This window comes from Kocuria atrinae (genome assembly GCF_039531425.1).
In the GTDB taxonomy this organism is placed as follows: Bacteria; Actinomycetota; Actinomycetes; order Actinomycetales; family Micrococcaceae; genus Kocuria; species Kocuria atrinae.
Genome location: NZ_BAAAQA010000001.1, coordinates 114,795 through 129,416, shown reverse-complemented (window position 1 = coordinate 129,416; position 14,622 = coordinate 114,795). Strand labels below are relative to the sequence as shown.

The window sequence follows — 14,622 nt, the reverse complement described above, 5'->3', positions numbered from 1 at the left end:
GTCGGCGATCAGAAGGTCCCGGAGGCCCCCATCAAGCCGAGACCGGGGAATCCTCCGGGGACTTGAGGTTGTGACGGCGGTTCTTGAGGATGCGATCCATGATGGTCGCGATTGCGCCGTCTCCGGTGACGTTGCAGGCCGTGCCGAACGAGTCGATGGCAATGTAGGTGGCGATCATGAGGCCTACTGCGGTTTCGTCGAATCCGAGCACGGACTGCAGGACGCCCACGGCGGCCATGATCGCGCCGCCGGGGACACCGGGAGCGGCCACCATGGTGACTCCCAAGAGGAAGATGAAGCCCACGAACTGCCACGAGTCGATGGGCATCCCCGTGATGGTCATGATGGCCAACGAGAACAACACGATTTTCATGGTGGAGCCCGAAAGGTGGATGGTGGCGCACAAAGGGATGGTGAATCCGGCGACCCGGTCGTCCACACCGTTGCGGGCCGCGCTCTTGAGCGTGATGGGGATCGTCGCTGCGGAGGACGACGTGCCCAGAGCGGTCGCATAGGCGGGGAGCATGTTCTTGAGCAGCACGAACGGGTTGCGCTTGGCCACGATTCCGGCCACCACGTACTGGATGACCAGGATGACCACGGTCATGATGAATGCCAGCACCACGATGCGGAGGAACGTGGAGATGATCGTGGCGATCTGGCCGTTCATGGTGATGCTCATGAACATGCCGAAAATGTAGATCGGCAACAGCGGGATGATGACCTTTTCCACGATGAGCATGATGATCACGCGCAGTTCGTCGAAGCCCTTGTGCAGCGACTGGCCCTTGATCATGGTGATGCCCACGCCCAGGCAGAAGGACAACACCAGGGCAGTCATCACGTCGAAGACCGGGGGCATGGTGATTTCGAAGAACCCGGACAGCGCGTGGTCCTCGGGGTTTTCCAAGGAACCGACCGAACTGTGGTCACCCAACAGCCACGGGTAACTGGCCTTGGCCACCAAGAAGGCCAGGAGGCCCGCGAAGACGGTGGATCCGTAAGCGATCCCTGCGGTTACGGCCAGCCACTTACCCGCGCCACGCCCGAGATCCGCAATGGCCGGGGTCACCAGCGCCACGATCAGCACGGGGATCAAGAACCCCAGGAACTGGCTGAAGATGCCATTAAAGGTCAGAAAAACACGTGCGACACCTTCGGGGAAGAACAGGCCACACACGATGCCCAGCACAATGGCCACCAGCACCCGCAGCAGCAGGTTTTTGGACAGGGAACGAAGACTCATGGTTCAAGATCTCTCGGGACAAGGAGGGGTATCGGTTCAACGACACGTTCTCACGATTATGACCGCACCAACGACGCTGACGCCGTCCGTTTCGAACGGCGGTGACCAAGCTGACCCACGGTTGAGGGGACGCCGACCGCGTCCCCTTTGTAGAATGCAATGAACATTACCGCGACGCATCACGTCGCTTCCACGCTTTTGGCCCCCCGGGCCCACAAGGAGATCCCTTTGACCGATTCCGAACAGTACGGTTCCCGCGACAATTCCGAGCGTTCCGGCGGAGACCGACGCCGCGGCTCGGGCGGGCCCGGCGGCTGGAACAACCGTGGAGATCGGAACCGCTCCTGGCAGGACCGGGGCGATTCGAGGGACCGTCGTGATGATCGGCGTCGAGACGGCCAGGGCGGTGATGAACGCCGTGAACCCCGCCGCTGGGATGATCGCCCCCGTACTGACCGTTCGGACGCGCGTTCCGGTGACCGCAAGGGTCAGAGCCGTCAGTTCGATCGGTTCCAAGATCGCAAGGACGGGCACCGTTCGGAACGTCGCAGCGGTGACTGGGAGCGCAAGCGGGAAACCGGCAACCGTAGCCGTACCTGGGATGACCGCGGGGGATCTCGGGATCGCCGTGATGACCGCGGTGGAGATCGTCGAGACTACCGGCGTGACGACCGCTCCGGCGACCGCCGGAATAAGCGTCGCGATGATCGCGGTGGCCGTTCGGATGGTCGACGCAGTGAGGGATACGGCGGTGGCGACCGCCGGGAGAACCGACGCTGGGATGATCGCCCCCGGGGAGATCGCAATGATCGTCGGTCGTACGGAGATCGTGACGACAACCGACGCAATGACCGCGGAGGCCGGTCTGACGACCGCCGTTCCCACGATGACCGTGGTGGTCGCCCCGATGCACGCAAGGACTTCCGCCGGGATGATCGTCGTGACGACCGCCGTTCAGCCGGTGGGCGTCGTGACGACCGCGGCGGGGATCGCCGTGATGACCGTGGTGGCCGGCCCGACGGTCGGAAGGACTTCCGCAGGGACAACCGTTCCGATGGGCGCCGCGATGATCGGGGTCGGGGCAACTTCGGTGGCGATGACCGCCGCAGGGATGCTGACCGCGAAGAGCGGATGACTCGACGCGATCTCAATGATCTGGATAAGCCGCGCTTCATCGCACCGGACATCGACGAGGACGTGACGGGTCGCGAGATCGACAAGCCCACTCGTCGTCAGCTCGAGGCGCTGGAACCTCGTAATGCTGAGCGGGTGGCCCAGCACCTTGTGATGGCGGCTCGCTATTTGGACGTCGACGCCGAGTTCGCGCTCGAGCACGCCAACGCGGCCGTGCGTAAGGCCGGCCGAATTGCGGTGGTGCGTGAAGCAACGGGTGTGGCAGCCTATGCCGCCGAGGATTACGCCCTGGCGCTCAAAGAACTCAGGACCCATCGCCGTATTTCCGGTTCTGAGGAGCATTTGCCGCTCATCGTGGACTGCCAGCGCGCATTGGGCAAGGCTGATAAGGCGCTCGAGGAAGCTCAGTCCACAGCGGCGGAAAAGCTCGATACCGCGGGCAAGGTGGAACTGGCCATCGTCGTGTCCGGCATCCATGCCGATGCCGACGATAGTCAGGCTGCGCTGGAAGCCCTGCAGATCCCACAGCTCGACAAGAACCGCGGCTTCTCCTACAGCCCCCGCCTGTTCCGTGCCTATGCGGAAGCACTGCGCGGCGTCGGCCGAGACAAGGAGTCCGTGAGCTGGGAACGTCAGGCCATTGTCGCGGAGGCCGCGCTCGGCCAGGGCCAGTTCGCCGAACCCGAGATCGTGGATCTCGGGGACGACATAGATGTGGATGCCGCCAAGGAGAATGTGCGCGAGGCCGGGGAGCGCCACAGCGAGAACGTGGAGTCTTCAGGCGAGGCCGACTCGGACGCCGTCGAGCCTCCCTTGGAATCGGGGGAGACCGGGGAGTCCCATACGGTGGCTCCCGCGTCGGAACCCGGAGAGGCCGCTCAGACCGGTGAAGCTTCCGAGAACCATGACCGATGAGCCGCTGATCAGCCGCTTCGACGCGCTGCTGTGTGATCTTGACGGCGTGGTCTACGCGGGTCCCGACGCCATTGACGGCGGACCGGAATCACTCAACCGCGCCGTGGAGATGGGCGTGCCGGTGATGTACGTGACGAATAACGCGTCACGCCCGCCGGCCGCGGTGGCGGAACACATTTCTGAGCTCGGCGCTCCCACCCAGGAAAGCAGCGTGGCCAGTTCCGCTCAGGCGGCCGCTACATTGCTGGCCGGGCGGCTCCCCGAAAAGGCCAAAGTACTAATCACTGGTGCGCAGGCGCTCGCGGACGAGATCAGCGCGGTGGGCCTCACTCCGGTCTGGTCCCAGTCGGATGAGCCCGTGGCTGTGGTTCAGGGGTTCAACCCCAAAATCGGCTGGGAGCAGTTGGCCGAGGCTGCTTACACGCTGGCCGATGAGTCGGTGCTGTGGTGCGCGACCAACACGGACCGAACCATTCCCAAGGAACGCGGCATCGCGCCGGGCAACGGCACACTGGTCGCGGCGGTAGCTGCCGCGACTGGTCGCGAACCCATCGTTGCAGGCAAGCCGCAGGCACCGGTGTTCCACGAAGCGGCAGAGCGCGCCAAGAGCCAGCGACCGGTGGTGGTGGGCGACCGCCTCGACACCGACATTCGCGGTGCTCGCGCCGCGGGTATGGAGAGCATCGAGGTGTTCACGGGTGTGGACACCCCGGAGTCCGTGTTGCGCGCGTGTGATCAGGAACGTCCCACGTACCTGCTCGGCAACCTGCGGGAGCTGTTCGATGCTTACCCCGACCCGGACGTAACCCCTGGCGAGTACGAGGATCAGGAAGTCACCGCCAGGTGCCGTGAGGCCGTTGCCACCGCTCGGGACAACGGCGTGCAGATTCACGCACCGGAGAACAGCCTGGACGGTTGGCGTGCAGCCTGCGCCGCGTGGTGGGCACTGCACCCCGACGCGGAATCTCCGACGAGTCCCGAGGTTACATGGGAGGCGGCGCGATGAGCGAGCAGTTCCCGGATGACAATTGGGAAGCCCCGGACACCGATACCCACGATTCAGAGTCCCCGGAAGAAGGGTCCTTGAACGGCGCGGACGCGCTTGTCCGAGACACAGAGCTGGGGGAGGCACCACAAGAAAATGCTGCGGACCACGCTGGCTCTGCTGCGGCGCCCGTCACCGGGCTGGATTCTGTGGACCGTGTACTCGCCAAAGAAGCCGCGGTGAGTGGATTGCCGGTCAATGAACGCGCTGCGGCATACCAGGAGCTGCACGCTGAACTGGAAGCCATCCTCAATCAGCAACCCGGTTCCCTCCCCACGGGGCTCACGGGCCAGTGAGCCAGCGGTTGGACCAAGCCCTGACCACTCGAGGGCTCGCTCGATCCCGGACGCTCGCGGCGTCCTGGATCCGGGACGGACGCGTCAGTGTGAATGGCTCACCCTGCACCAAACCGTCCCTGAAGGTGGGTGACGAGGACCAGCTGGAGGTAGCGGCGTCGGCGGCGGACGAATACGTGAGCCGCGCCGGCCATAAGCTTGCGGGCGCGTTGGACACCTTTAACGAGATCAATCCGGCCGGGCTGCGCTGCCTGGATGCCGGCGCCTCCACCGGTGGCTTCACGGACGTGCTGCTGCGCCGCGGAGCGCGGGAAGTGCTCGCGGTGGATGTCGGGCACGATCAATTGGTGGCCGAGCTGCGTCATGACGATCGTGTGCGCGTGTACGAGGGCCTCAACGTGCGATACCTGAAACCGGAGCAGATCGGTGGCCCGGCGGACCTGACCGTGTGCGATCTTTCCTTCATTTCCCTGACGCTGGTCACGGAGGCCCTCGGCCGCGCCACCAAGGACGGGGGAGACGTGCTGTTCATGGTCAAACCCCAATTCGAAGTGGGCGCGCACAACATCTCCCGTACCGGCGTCGTCACTTCCGAACGGGAACGACGCCGCGCGGTGGACGGGGTGGTCGCCGCCGCCGAAAATGCCAACCTGGATGTGAAGGGACGGGCTGAAAGCCCCCTGCCGGGTCAAGACGGTAACGTGGAGTTCTTCGTCTGGTGCCGTAAGCGAAGCACCGTTCAGCGAGTCTGATCGCTCGCGTAGTCTTAGCAAAGTCCGTACGACCGCAGACCGAATCGCAGGAGGATGACCCGAACTCGTGAGCCGGAAAATCTTGGTCATGACACACACGGGCAGGCGTGACGCCAAGGACGCCGCCCGTCAGTCCTGCGCGCAATTGCACGACGCCGGGCTGATTCCTGTGTTGTCCCGCCGAGATCTCGAAGCACTGCAGGCCGATGGCCAGTCCATGGCTCCCGTGGAGATCGTCGAAGAGGACGTGGCTCTGCGTGACATCGAACTGGTCATGGTGCTCGGCGGTGACGGCTCCATCCTGCGCGCGGCAGAAGTGGTCCGCGGAGTGGACACCCCGCTGCTGGGTGTGAACCTGGGTCACGTGGGCTTCCTGGCCGAGTCCGAACGCTCCGGTCTCACGGAGACCGTTGAGGCAATCGTGGATGGCCGCTACACCGTGGAACGCCGCATGGCACTGGACGTGACCGTGTGGGAGAACCAGAAGAAAGTTCTGCACACCTGGGCGCTCAACGAGGCCTCGGTCGAAAAGGGCAACCGCGAAAAAATGGTGGAAGTCGTCATCGAGGTGGATCGCCGCCCGCTGTCCACGTTCGGTTGCGACGGTGTGGTCATGGCAACCCCCACGGGATCCACCGCCTACGCATTTTCCGCCGGCGGACCGGTGGTCTGGCCCGAGGTCGAGGCCCTGCTCATGGTGCCGCTGTCGGCTCACGCATTGTTCTCCCGCCCCCTGGTGATCTCCCCGCGCTCCACGATGGCCGTAGAGGTGCTGACTCGCACCGACGCTCGCGGAGTGCTGTGGTGCGACGGTCGCAGGACTGCGGATCTTCCGCCCGGTTGCCGCATCGAGGTTCGCCGTTCGGATAAGCCGGTGAATCTTGCCCGGATGCACGCCACGCCCTTCTCGGAGCGACTCGTCAAGAAGTTCGAACTGCCCACGGCCGGTTGGCGAGGACCGTTGCCCACCGATCAGCAGGAGGCCAAGACCACGGCGTTGCCCATGGTCCAGCCCGAGCACAACGTGGTGTCCGAGGACAACGGGTTCCCCAAACTCAGTGTGGGACGCGAAATCCCCTACGACCCTATTTCCGCCCGCGACAGTGACAGTGCGCGCCACATTCTCGACCAATCCCCGGACCGATCCTCGTCAGGTGAGAACCCGAGCCAATGATCGAAGAAATTCACATCCACGACCTGGGTGTCATCACGGATGCCGTGCTGCCCTTGGGACCCGGCCTGTCCATCCTGTCGGGTGAGACCGGTGCCGGTAAGACGATGGTCGTCACCGCCCTCGGCATGCTCCTGGGCAACCGTGCGGACGCCGGTGCTGTACGTTCCGGAAGCGGTAAGGCCCTGGCCGAGGCAACCGTCATGGTGCCGGCAACGCACGGGGCGGTCGAACTCGTGGAGGAGGCCGGCGGCGTCGTCGACGTCGAAACGGTGAACGGCCAGGACGAGGCGCAGATCTTGTTGTCGCGCACCGTCTCTGCGGAGGGCCGTAGTCGCGCGCATGTGGGCGGCCGATCCGCACCCGTGGGAACACTGGGCGCCGTGGGGGAGACATTGGTGGCCGTGCACGGCCAATCCGACCAGCTACGGCTGAAGTCTGCCGTGGCCCAGCGCAAGGCCCTGGACGAGTACGCGGGGGCACCCCTGGCGAAAGAGCTGGCCGCGTATCGAGAGAAACTGGCTCGGTATCGGACCATTGTGGCGACCCTGCGCGAGATCAAAGAAAACATGCGTGAGCGCGCCCTGGAGGCCCAGAGCCTGACCACCGCGCTCGAAGAGATCGACGCCGTGGAACCCATTTCCGGCGAGGACGTCCAACTGGATGCCGAGAGCGAAAAGCTCACCAACCTCGAATCGTTGAGGTCCGCGGCCTTGACCGCGCAGGCCGCGCTGAGCGGGACGGACGCGGATGATGAGCCGACCGCCAACGCGGTGGCCTTGTTGTCCCACGCACAGCAGGCCCTCGACCACGAGTCGGATTCGGACGCGGAGCTGGCAGACCTGGCCACGCGGGTGCGCGAACTTACCGTGGTCGCCGCCGACGTCGCCGCGGACCTCTCGGGGTACGCGAGCGGTCTCGACGAGGACGGGCCCGCGCGACTCGCTCAGGTGGAACAGCGCCGCAATGCGCTGCGGACCCTCACGCGGAAGTACGGGGCCACGATCGACGAGGTCATCCACTGGGCCGACACCGCCCGCACTCGACTCTCCGAGTTGGTGGATGATCCGCAGCGCGATGAGGAACTTCGCTCGGAGGCTCACGCTCTGCACCAGGAATTGCTCGAGCGCTCGCAGACCATGTTGGAGCTCCGCAGGAAGACCGCCGAGAAACTCTCCCGCGCCGTGAGCAAGGAACTGACCGCGCTGGCCATGCCCAATGCGACGCTGGTCGTCTCGGTAGAACCGTCCGAACAATTCACCGAATACGGACGCGACGAGATCGAATTCATGCTTGCGCCCCACCCGGATGCCAAGCCGCGCCCGCTGGGCAAGGGCGCCTCTGGCGGTGAACTCTCCCGCATCATGCTGTCGCTTGAGGTTGTCCTGTCCGAGGTGGACCCGGTGCCGACCTTCGTCTTCGACGAAGTGGACTCGGGTGTGGGCGGCAAAGCGGCGGTGGAAATCGGACGGCGCCTCAAAATGCTGGCCAAGAATCTCCAGGTGCTCGTGGTGACCCACTTGCCGCAGGTTGCGGCCTTCGCAGACCACCACGTGCTGGTGACCAAATCTTCGGATTCCACGGTTTCTGACGTGAGAGTTCTCACGGACGAGGAACGCGTGGTGGAATTGGCCCGCATGCTCGCGGGTCACGAAAACTCTGAAGCGGCGCGGGAACACGCCCGCGAGCTCTTGCGGGACGCCACCGCATGACACAACTACCCGTCAACTCAACGCAACTGGAATGGTAGGCTGAAATTCCGTGGTGAACGCTCAGAACGCCGCCCCCGAGGCAGGCACGCAGAATAACGGCAAAGTTACCCGACAGATCTTCGTCACGGGTGGTGTAGCTTCCTCTCTTGGCAAGGGCCTGACGGCCTCGTCGCTGGGCATGTTGCTCCGCTCGCGCGGACTGTCAGTGACCATGCAGAAGCTGGATCCGTACCTCAACGTTGATCCCGGAACCATGAACCCGTTCCAGCACGGTGAAGTCTTCGTCACGGACGACGGCGCAGAAACCGATCTGGACATCGGTCACTACGAGCGCTTCCTGGACGAAAAACTGGATGCCTCCGCCAACGTGACCACCGGGCAGGTCTACTCGACCGTGATCGCCAAGGAACGCCGCGGCGAATATCTGGGAGACACGGTTCAGGTCATCCCTCACATCACGAACGAGATCAAGCGCCGTATGCGCCGCCGTTCGGAGGATCAGGACGCCCCGGACATCATCATCACCGAGATCGGTGGCACCGTGGGTGACATCGAATCACAGCCCTTCATCGAGGCCGCCCGTCAGGTGCGCCAGGACGTGGGCCGCAACAACGTGTTTTACCTGCACGTGTCCCTGATTCCGTTCATCGGCCCGTCCGGTGAGCTCAAGACCAAACCGACCCAGCACTCCGTGGCCACGCTGCGCGGTCTGGGAATCCAGCCGGACGCACTGGTGCTGCGTTGCGATCGCGATGTTCCGGACGGCATGCTCCGCAAGGTTGGCGGCGCGTGCGACGTGGACCTGGACGCCGTGATTTCGTGTGCCGATGCCCCGAGCATCTACGACATCCCCACCACCCTGCACAACCAGGGCCTGGACACCTACATCCTCGACTACCTGGGTCTGTCCTACAGCGACGCGGATCTGACCCAGTGGTCCAACCTGCTCGAGGCCGTACACCAACCCGAGCACCACGTGAACGTGGCGCTGGTCGGCAAGTACATCGACCTCCCGGACGCATACCTGTCCGTGTCGGAAGCGCTGCGGGCCGGCGGTTTCGCCAATGACTCCCGCGTGCACATCAAGTGGGTTGCTTCCGACCTGTGTGACACTCCCGAGGGCGCCCAGCGTGAACTCGGCGACGTGGATGCGATCTGCGTCCCCGGCGGCTTCGGCATCCGCGGCCTGGAAGGCAAACTGGGAGCGCTCAAGTGGGCCCGTGAAAACCAGGTTCCGGTCCTGGGTCTGTGCCTGGGCCTGCAGTGCATGGTCATGGAATTCGCGCGCAACGTGGTTGGCCTGCCCAATGCATCCTCCACCGAGTTCGATCCCGAGACCGACACCCCGGTGATCGCCACCATGGAGGAACAGAAGCAGTTCGTTGAGGGTGCCGGCGATCTGGGCGGCACCATGCGCCTGGGCTCCTACCCGGCCAAGCTCGCGGAGGGCTCTGTGGTCGCCGAGACTTACGGCAGCCTGGAGGTCTCCGAGCGCCACCGTCACCGCTACGAGGTCAACAATGCCTACCGCGATGCATTGACCCAGGGTGGTCTGGTGATGTCCGGAACGTCCCCGGACGGCCAGCTCGTGGAGTTCGTAGAATTGCCCCGCAGCGAGCACCCGTACTACGTGGCCACACAGGCTCACCCGGAATACGGCTCCCGTCCGACCCGCCCGCACCCGCTGTTCGACGGTCTCATCAAGGCGGCCCTGTCCCGTCGTGACACCCTGAGCGGCCAGTAAAGGCCCTGGTCAGTAAGTAACCGAGCAACCCGGAGGTTCGCATGGAACTCTCGCGCGTGAGCCGAGCAGACCTGAAAGACACGATGGATCCCCACAAGGTGGTGGCATCGGACACCGTGTACGAAGGATTCATCTGGGACGTTCAACGCGATGAGTTCCGACTGGGTGATGAAGACTCGACGCTGAAACGAGACTTCATCACCCACCCCGGGGCGGTCTCCATCGTCGCGCTAGACGAGCATGACCGGGTTCTGCTCATCAATCAGTACCGTCACCCCGTGGGCATGCGCATGTGGGAGATCCCCGCCGGTTTGCTGGACGTAGATGGGGAAGCGCCCCACGCCGCTGCCCAGCGGGAGCTTGCCGAGGAAGCGGACATGACGGCCGATGACTGGCACGTGCTGGTTGACTTCCACAATTCACCCGGTTCGTCCTCGGAGGCCAACCGCATCTTCTTGGCCCGCGGCCTTCACGAGGTGCCCGAGGCGGACCGGCACGAACGCGACGGGGAGGAAGCGGAGATTTTCGCGCGCTTCGCCGATCTTGACGATGCCGTGGCCGCCGCCCTCGCGGGGCAGATCAATTCTCCCGCCGCGGTTCTCGGCATTTTGGCGGCCCATGCCGCACGGGGACAGGATTGGACATCGCTCCGACCGGTCGATGGCCCCTGGCCGGGTCACCCGAATTTCCGGTGACAGGTTCTTCCGCCCCAACCGCTCTGGAACGCGCCGTTCATCGCTACCTCGACCATTTGACCGTCGAGCGGGGGCTGGCCGCGAACACTCTGGCCGCTTATCGCCGGGACCTCACGCGGTATCAGGAGTTCCTGGGCGGCGCTGCGGCTGATACCGAGCACGACGCGGTGTCCACGCCCGCTGACATATCCACAGAGCACGTCCGTTCCTTTGTGCGGCTCCTCCACGGGGGATCGCCGGAGCGCCCGGCGCTGAGCACTCGCAGTACAGCCCGGGTTCTGGCGGCAGTGCGGGGCGCCCATGCGTTCTGGGTCGCCGAGGGGCTGTGCCAAGTGGACGTGGCCTCGCGAGTCAGCCCGCCGACGCCGCCGCAGCGCCTGCCCAAGGCCATCGGCCTGGACAGCGTGGAAAAGATTCTCTCTGCACCGGATCCGGAGTCTCCGGCGGGCCTGCGCGCGCGGGCTTTCTTGGAGCTGCTTTACGCGACCGGCGCACGCATCTCGGAAGCGGTCGCTCTGGACGTGGACGATCTGGCGGGTCTTCAGGACTCGGAACTGTCATTCGTTCGACTACTGGGTAAGGGCAATAAACACCGCATGGTTCCGGTGGGCTCCTACGCGAAGAAAGCACTCGATCAGTACCTGGTGCGCGCGCGACCGGAGCTGTCCCGCCATGGCAAGGGGACCCCGGCCGTTTTCCTGAATGCCCGGGGTGGCCGGATTTCCCGCCAGACGGCGTGGACCATGGTCAAGGACGCCGCCGAGCTCGCGAACCTCAGCGAGGACGTCACTCCTCACACCCTGCGGCATTCCTTCGCAACCCATTTGCTGGAGGGCGGGGCGGATCTACGTGTGGTCCAAGAACTGCTGGGACACGCGTCCCTGGCCACCACGCAGATCTACACCAAGGTGTCTGTGGAATCGCTGCGTGAGGTGTATGCGACGGCGCACCCGCGAGCTCACTGACCTGTCCTGTCCTTCGCGTCCCGTGTCACCTGGCGATTTGTGCCGAAATTTAAACATGATTTCGGGTCCCTGACGCAACGCCGAGGCTACCCTGGGAACATGCCGCGCAAACAGATATCCCGAACGGTCCTTTTCTCCGCACTCCTGGCGTTGGTGTTCTCCATGCTGGGAACCGCTCCGGCCATGGCCGGTGCCGGGATCGACAACGAGTACCGTTCGCTGGGCGGCTCCAACAGCTGGTTGGGTAAAGCCACATCTTCTGAGCGCTGCGGGTATCGCGACGGCGGATGTTACCGCCAGTATCAGGGCGGCACCATTCACTGGTCCCCGAGTACCGGGGGTCGCGCCCAACGAGGCGGCATTCTGCAGCGTTGGAGAGTCGAAGGCTCTGAGCATGGAAACCTGGGGTATCCCAAGACCCGTGAAACCTGCAGCGGCAATTCATGCGTGGTCCACTATCAGCGTGGCACCATCCGATGGACCAAGGGCAAGGGCACCACGGTCAGTCGAGACATCGACCGTGCCGCCAGCTCGTCCGTGATCGTGAACAAGAAACGTCCCCTGAACCCCCGGGCTTATGCTCCCGGCCCCCTGCAGAATGTGGGCGCCGGGGTGTTGCTGCGCAGTGACGCCGCTGCTGCTTACCAGCGCATGAGCAAGGCAGCGGCCAGCCAGGGCGTTACTCTCGTGCCCGTCAGCGGCTACCGTTCCTACGGCACGCAGAACAGTCTCTACTGGAACTACGTGAACATGTACGGACAAGCCACCGCGGATACCATTTCGGCCCGCCCCGGATACTCCGAGCACCAGACCGGTCTGGCCATCGACGTGGGCGCCCCGGGCGCGGTGTGCGGACTGCAGGCCTGCTTCGGTAACACGCCCCAGGGACGCTGGGTTGCCGCTAACGGCCACAAATACGGCTTTGTGGTGAGGTATCCCAACGGATACACCGGAACCCACGGCTACGCCTACGAACCCTGGCACCTGCGCTACGTGGGAACGCCCACGTCCAACAGCGTGAAGAACAACGGTTACAGCACTCTGGAGAGCTACCTGGGTCTGCCCAAAGCCCCGCGCTACTGATGACCGGACCGCCTCACGACTGCGGGTAGCGTGAACCTCCGTAGTCATGTCAGTCACTCGAACCTCGTTCGACAGCGGATCGGAGGAACAGCCTCTTGTGGATCGATTCTTGGGATGCCATTGGCCGAGTGCTCCTGGTCGGAGCAGCCTCATACGGCACCCTCGTTCTCATTCTTAGAGCCACGGGGAAGCGCACACTCAGCCAACTCAACGCATTCGACTTCGTCGTCACAGTAGCCCTGGGCTCGACCCTGGCCACCATTCTCCTGAGTTCGTCCGTTTCGTGGCTAGAAGGCCTGACAGCGCTGATCCTACTGGCCGGATTGCAGTTCGTTGTTGCCTGGAGTTCTTCGAGGTTGCCGTGGTTGCGAAACCTGTTGACCACTCAGCCCGCGCTGCTGCTGGCAGACGGGAAATTCCTCCCGGACTCCATGAAAGAACATCGGCTCGCGGAATCTGAAGTTCGGCAGGCCGTGCGCATGCAGGGGATTGGTGACCTGAACGATGTCAGGGCGGTAATTCTAGAAACGAACGGTACCTTCAGCGTGATCTCCTCAAGCCAGTACGGTAACGGGTCTGCATTGGAAGACGTCCGCCACACGGGGCGACGATGAGGAGCGTTCGAGCCGCCCCTGCGGAAGGAAGCCAGGCCGAGGAGATGGCCGCGGCAGAAGTTCTGGCGGCAAAACTCGACAGACCCATGGGCATTTTGGGTGTGATCTTCCTATTCGTTGTACTCGGCCAGCTTCTCGTCCAGAATCCAGGCTGGACCAGGACCCTAAACGTTGTGGGGTGGGTATTCTGGGTGATCTTCGTGGCCGAGTTCCTGCTTCGCGCCTATATCGCAGAATTCCAAGCGGCGTTCTGGAAACGAAACTGGTGGCAGGTCATTTTCCTGCTCATTCCCTTCCTACGATTCTTTCGGGCTTTGCAGACACTGCGACTGTTGCGCCTCACACGCGTGGCCCGCGTGGGAGGGATCGTTTCCGCGAGTGTGCGGGGATCGCGTTCCGCAGGAAAGCTGCTATCCAACAGAATCGGTTGGGTCGCTGCTGTCACGGCAGTCGTGGTTCTGGCTTCCAGCCAGTTGTTGTATGCGGTGGGTTCGCACACTGATTATTCGAAAGCCCTGTATGAGGCAGCACTCACGACGATCACGGGCAGTGGGTTGACCACGAGTGACGGCTTCTCCCAGATCCTGCACGTGCTGCTTGCCATGTATTCAGTGGCGGTCTTCGCAACCCTTGCGGGTTCTTTGGGGGCCTATTTTCTACGTGACCACTCCGTGGAGCAGGCGTCCAAGGACGCGACACCGAGTTCAGGTCCCGTTGAGGAACAGTAGGAACATGCCGCCTCCCATTGAGCACGGCAAAATGTCAGGTTACTGTCAAACTGGAAATACCACACATGTTCGAGAGAACGAGGAGATCATCATGATTCACAAGCGACGCGCAATAACAGCCGGAATTACGGGTTTGGTCCTTGCGAGTTCTCTCACAGCGTGTACTCCTGAATCTGATGTCACCGAAGCGGATCAATCGAATATTCCCACCGAAGAGCTGGTGGGTGAGAGCATGACCATCACTCACGAAATCCAGCATGTTCTCCCGGACGGAGTGTTCACGGTGGGGGAGGAAGACACCATTGTGATGACCGATGAGTTGCCGGAAGAGCTCAATCCCGGTGACGAGGTCGAAATCACCGGCACCGTGGAAAAAATGGATGTCTACCAAGCAGACGACATTGATGCCCTGCAGACCGCCACGGACGAGGAGACCGCCACTTACCTCATAGACCGTGGGGAAGAACTGGTGCTCACGAGCGCGGCGCTGAAACCCGTCTCCTAGATGCCGGCGCGTGGACA

At 63.5% G+C, this 14,622-nt stretch carries 15 protein-coding genes; 14 read left to right on the top strand and 1 reads right to left on the bottom strand.

What is annotated here, in order from left to right; all coding sequences use genetic code 11:
* Window positions 1-31: 31 nt before the first annotated feature.
* On the bottom strand, window positions 32-1,246 hold the full coding sequence (locus tag ABD283_RS00580) for a dicarboxylate/amino acid:cation symporter (protein WP_344223134.1): 1,215 nt from the start codon (window positions 1,244-1,246) through the stop codon (window positions 32-34).
* Between the two features lie 325 nt (window positions 1,247-1,571).
* On the opposite strand from ABD283_RS00580, the gene ABD283_RS00575 reads away from it, so the two are divergent.
* From ABD283_RS00575 to ABD283_RS00510, 14 genes are all read left to right on the top strand, one after another.
* Window positions 1,572-2,381, top strand: a complete 810-nt coding sequence (locus ABD283_RS00575; protein ID WP_344223133.1) for a hypothetical protein — start codon at window positions 1,572-1,574, stop codon at window positions 2,379-2,381.
* Window positions 2,378-3,295 (top strand): hypothetical protein, encoded by a 918-nt coding sequence (locus tag ABD283_RS00570; RefSeq protein WP_344223132.1) that lies wholly within the window; start codon window positions 2,378-2,380, stop codon window positions 3,293-3,295. The genes ABD283_RS00575 and ABD283_RS00570 overlap by 4 nt, the downstream gene beginning before the upstream one ends.
* Window positions 3,285-4,301, top strand: a complete 1,017-nt coding sequence (locus ABD283_RS00565; protein WP_344223131.1) for an HAD-IIA family hydrolase — start codon at window positions 3,285-3,287, stop codon at window positions 4,299-4,301. Before ABD283_RS00570 ends, ABD283_RS00565 begins: the two co-directional genes overlap by 11 nt.
* Window positions 4,298-4,636, top strand: a complete 339-nt coding sequence (locus ABD283_RS00560) for a hypothetical protein (protein WP_344223130.1) — start codon at window positions 4,298-4,300, stop codon at window positions 4,634-4,636. The genes ABD283_RS00565 and ABD283_RS00560 overlap by 4 nt, the downstream gene beginning before the upstream one ends.
* On the top strand, window positions 4,633-5,388 hold the full coding sequence (locus ABD283_RS00555) for a TlyA family RNA methyltransferase (protein WP_344223129.1): 756 nt from the start codon (window positions 4,633-4,635) through the stop codon (window positions 5,386-5,388). The genes ABD283_RS00560 and ABD283_RS00555 overlap by 4 nt, the downstream gene beginning before the upstream one ends.
* Before the next feature lie 88 nt (window positions 5,389-5,476).
* Complete coding sequence (locus tag ABD283_RS00550) at window positions 5,477-6,562, top strand: NAD kinase (RefSeq protein WP_425552777.1); 1,086 nt, start codon at window positions 5,477-5,479, stop codon at window positions 6,560-6,562.
* Window positions 6,559-8,271: a DNA repair protein RecN gene (gene recN, locus ABD283_RS00545; protein ID WP_344223127.1), complete on the top strand. Its 1,713-nt coding sequence runs from the start codon at window positions 6,559-6,561 to the stop codon at window positions 8,269-8,271. The genes ABD283_RS00550 and recN overlap by 4 nt, the downstream gene beginning before the upstream one ends.
* Before the next feature lie 49 nt (window positions 8,272-8,320).
* On the top strand, window positions 8,321-10,015 hold the full coding sequence (gene pyrG, locus ABD283_RS00540) for a CTP synthase (RefSeq protein ID WP_344223126.1): 1,695 nt from the start codon (window positions 8,321-8,323) through the stop codon (window positions 10,013-10,015).
* Window positions 10,016-10,056: 41 nt separating this feature from the next.
* On the top strand, window positions 10,057-10,710 hold the full coding sequence (locus ABD283_RS00535; protein WP_344223125.1) for an NUDIX domain-containing protein: 654 nt from the start codon (window positions 10,057-10,059) through the stop codon (window positions 10,708-10,710).
* The gene (locus ABD283_RS00530; RefSeq protein ID WP_344223124.1) at window positions 10,707-11,675 is read left to right on the top strand and encodes a site-specific tyrosine recombinase XerD; all 969 of its coding nucleotides are present in this window, start codon (window positions 10,707-10,709) and stop codon (window positions 11,673-11,675) included. The genes ABD283_RS00535 and ABD283_RS00530 overlap by 4 nt, the downstream gene beginning before the upstream one ends.
* 99 nt (window positions 11,676-11,774) lie before the next feature.
* Window positions 11,775-12,758, top strand: coding sequence for a D-alanyl-D-alanine carboxypeptidase family protein (locus ABD283_RS00525; protein WP_344223123.1), 984 nt, complete (start codon window positions 11,775-11,777; stop codon window positions 12,756-12,758).
* A 95-nt stretch (window positions 12,759-12,853) separates the two neighbouring features.
* On the top strand, window positions 12,854-13,372 hold the full coding sequence (locus tag ABD283_RS00520) for a DUF421 domain-containing protein (protein ID WP_315279250.1): 519 nt from the start codon (window positions 12,854-12,856) through the stop codon (window positions 13,370-13,372).
* On the top strand, window positions 13,369-14,100 hold the full coding sequence (locus ABD283_RS00515; protein WP_344223122.1) for a hypothetical protein: 732 nt from the start codon (window positions 13,369-13,371) through the stop codon (window positions 14,098-14,100). The genes ABD283_RS00520 and ABD283_RS00515 overlap by 4 nt, the downstream gene beginning before the upstream one ends.
* Window positions 14,101-14,191: 91 nt before the next feature.
* The gene (locus ABD283_RS00510) at window positions 14,192-14,605 is read left to right on the top strand and encodes a hypothetical protein (RefSeq protein WP_344223121.1); all 414 of its coding nucleotides are present in this window, start codon (window positions 14,192-14,194) and stop codon (window positions 14,603-14,605) included.
* Window positions 14,606-14,622: the final 17 nt, after the last annotated feature.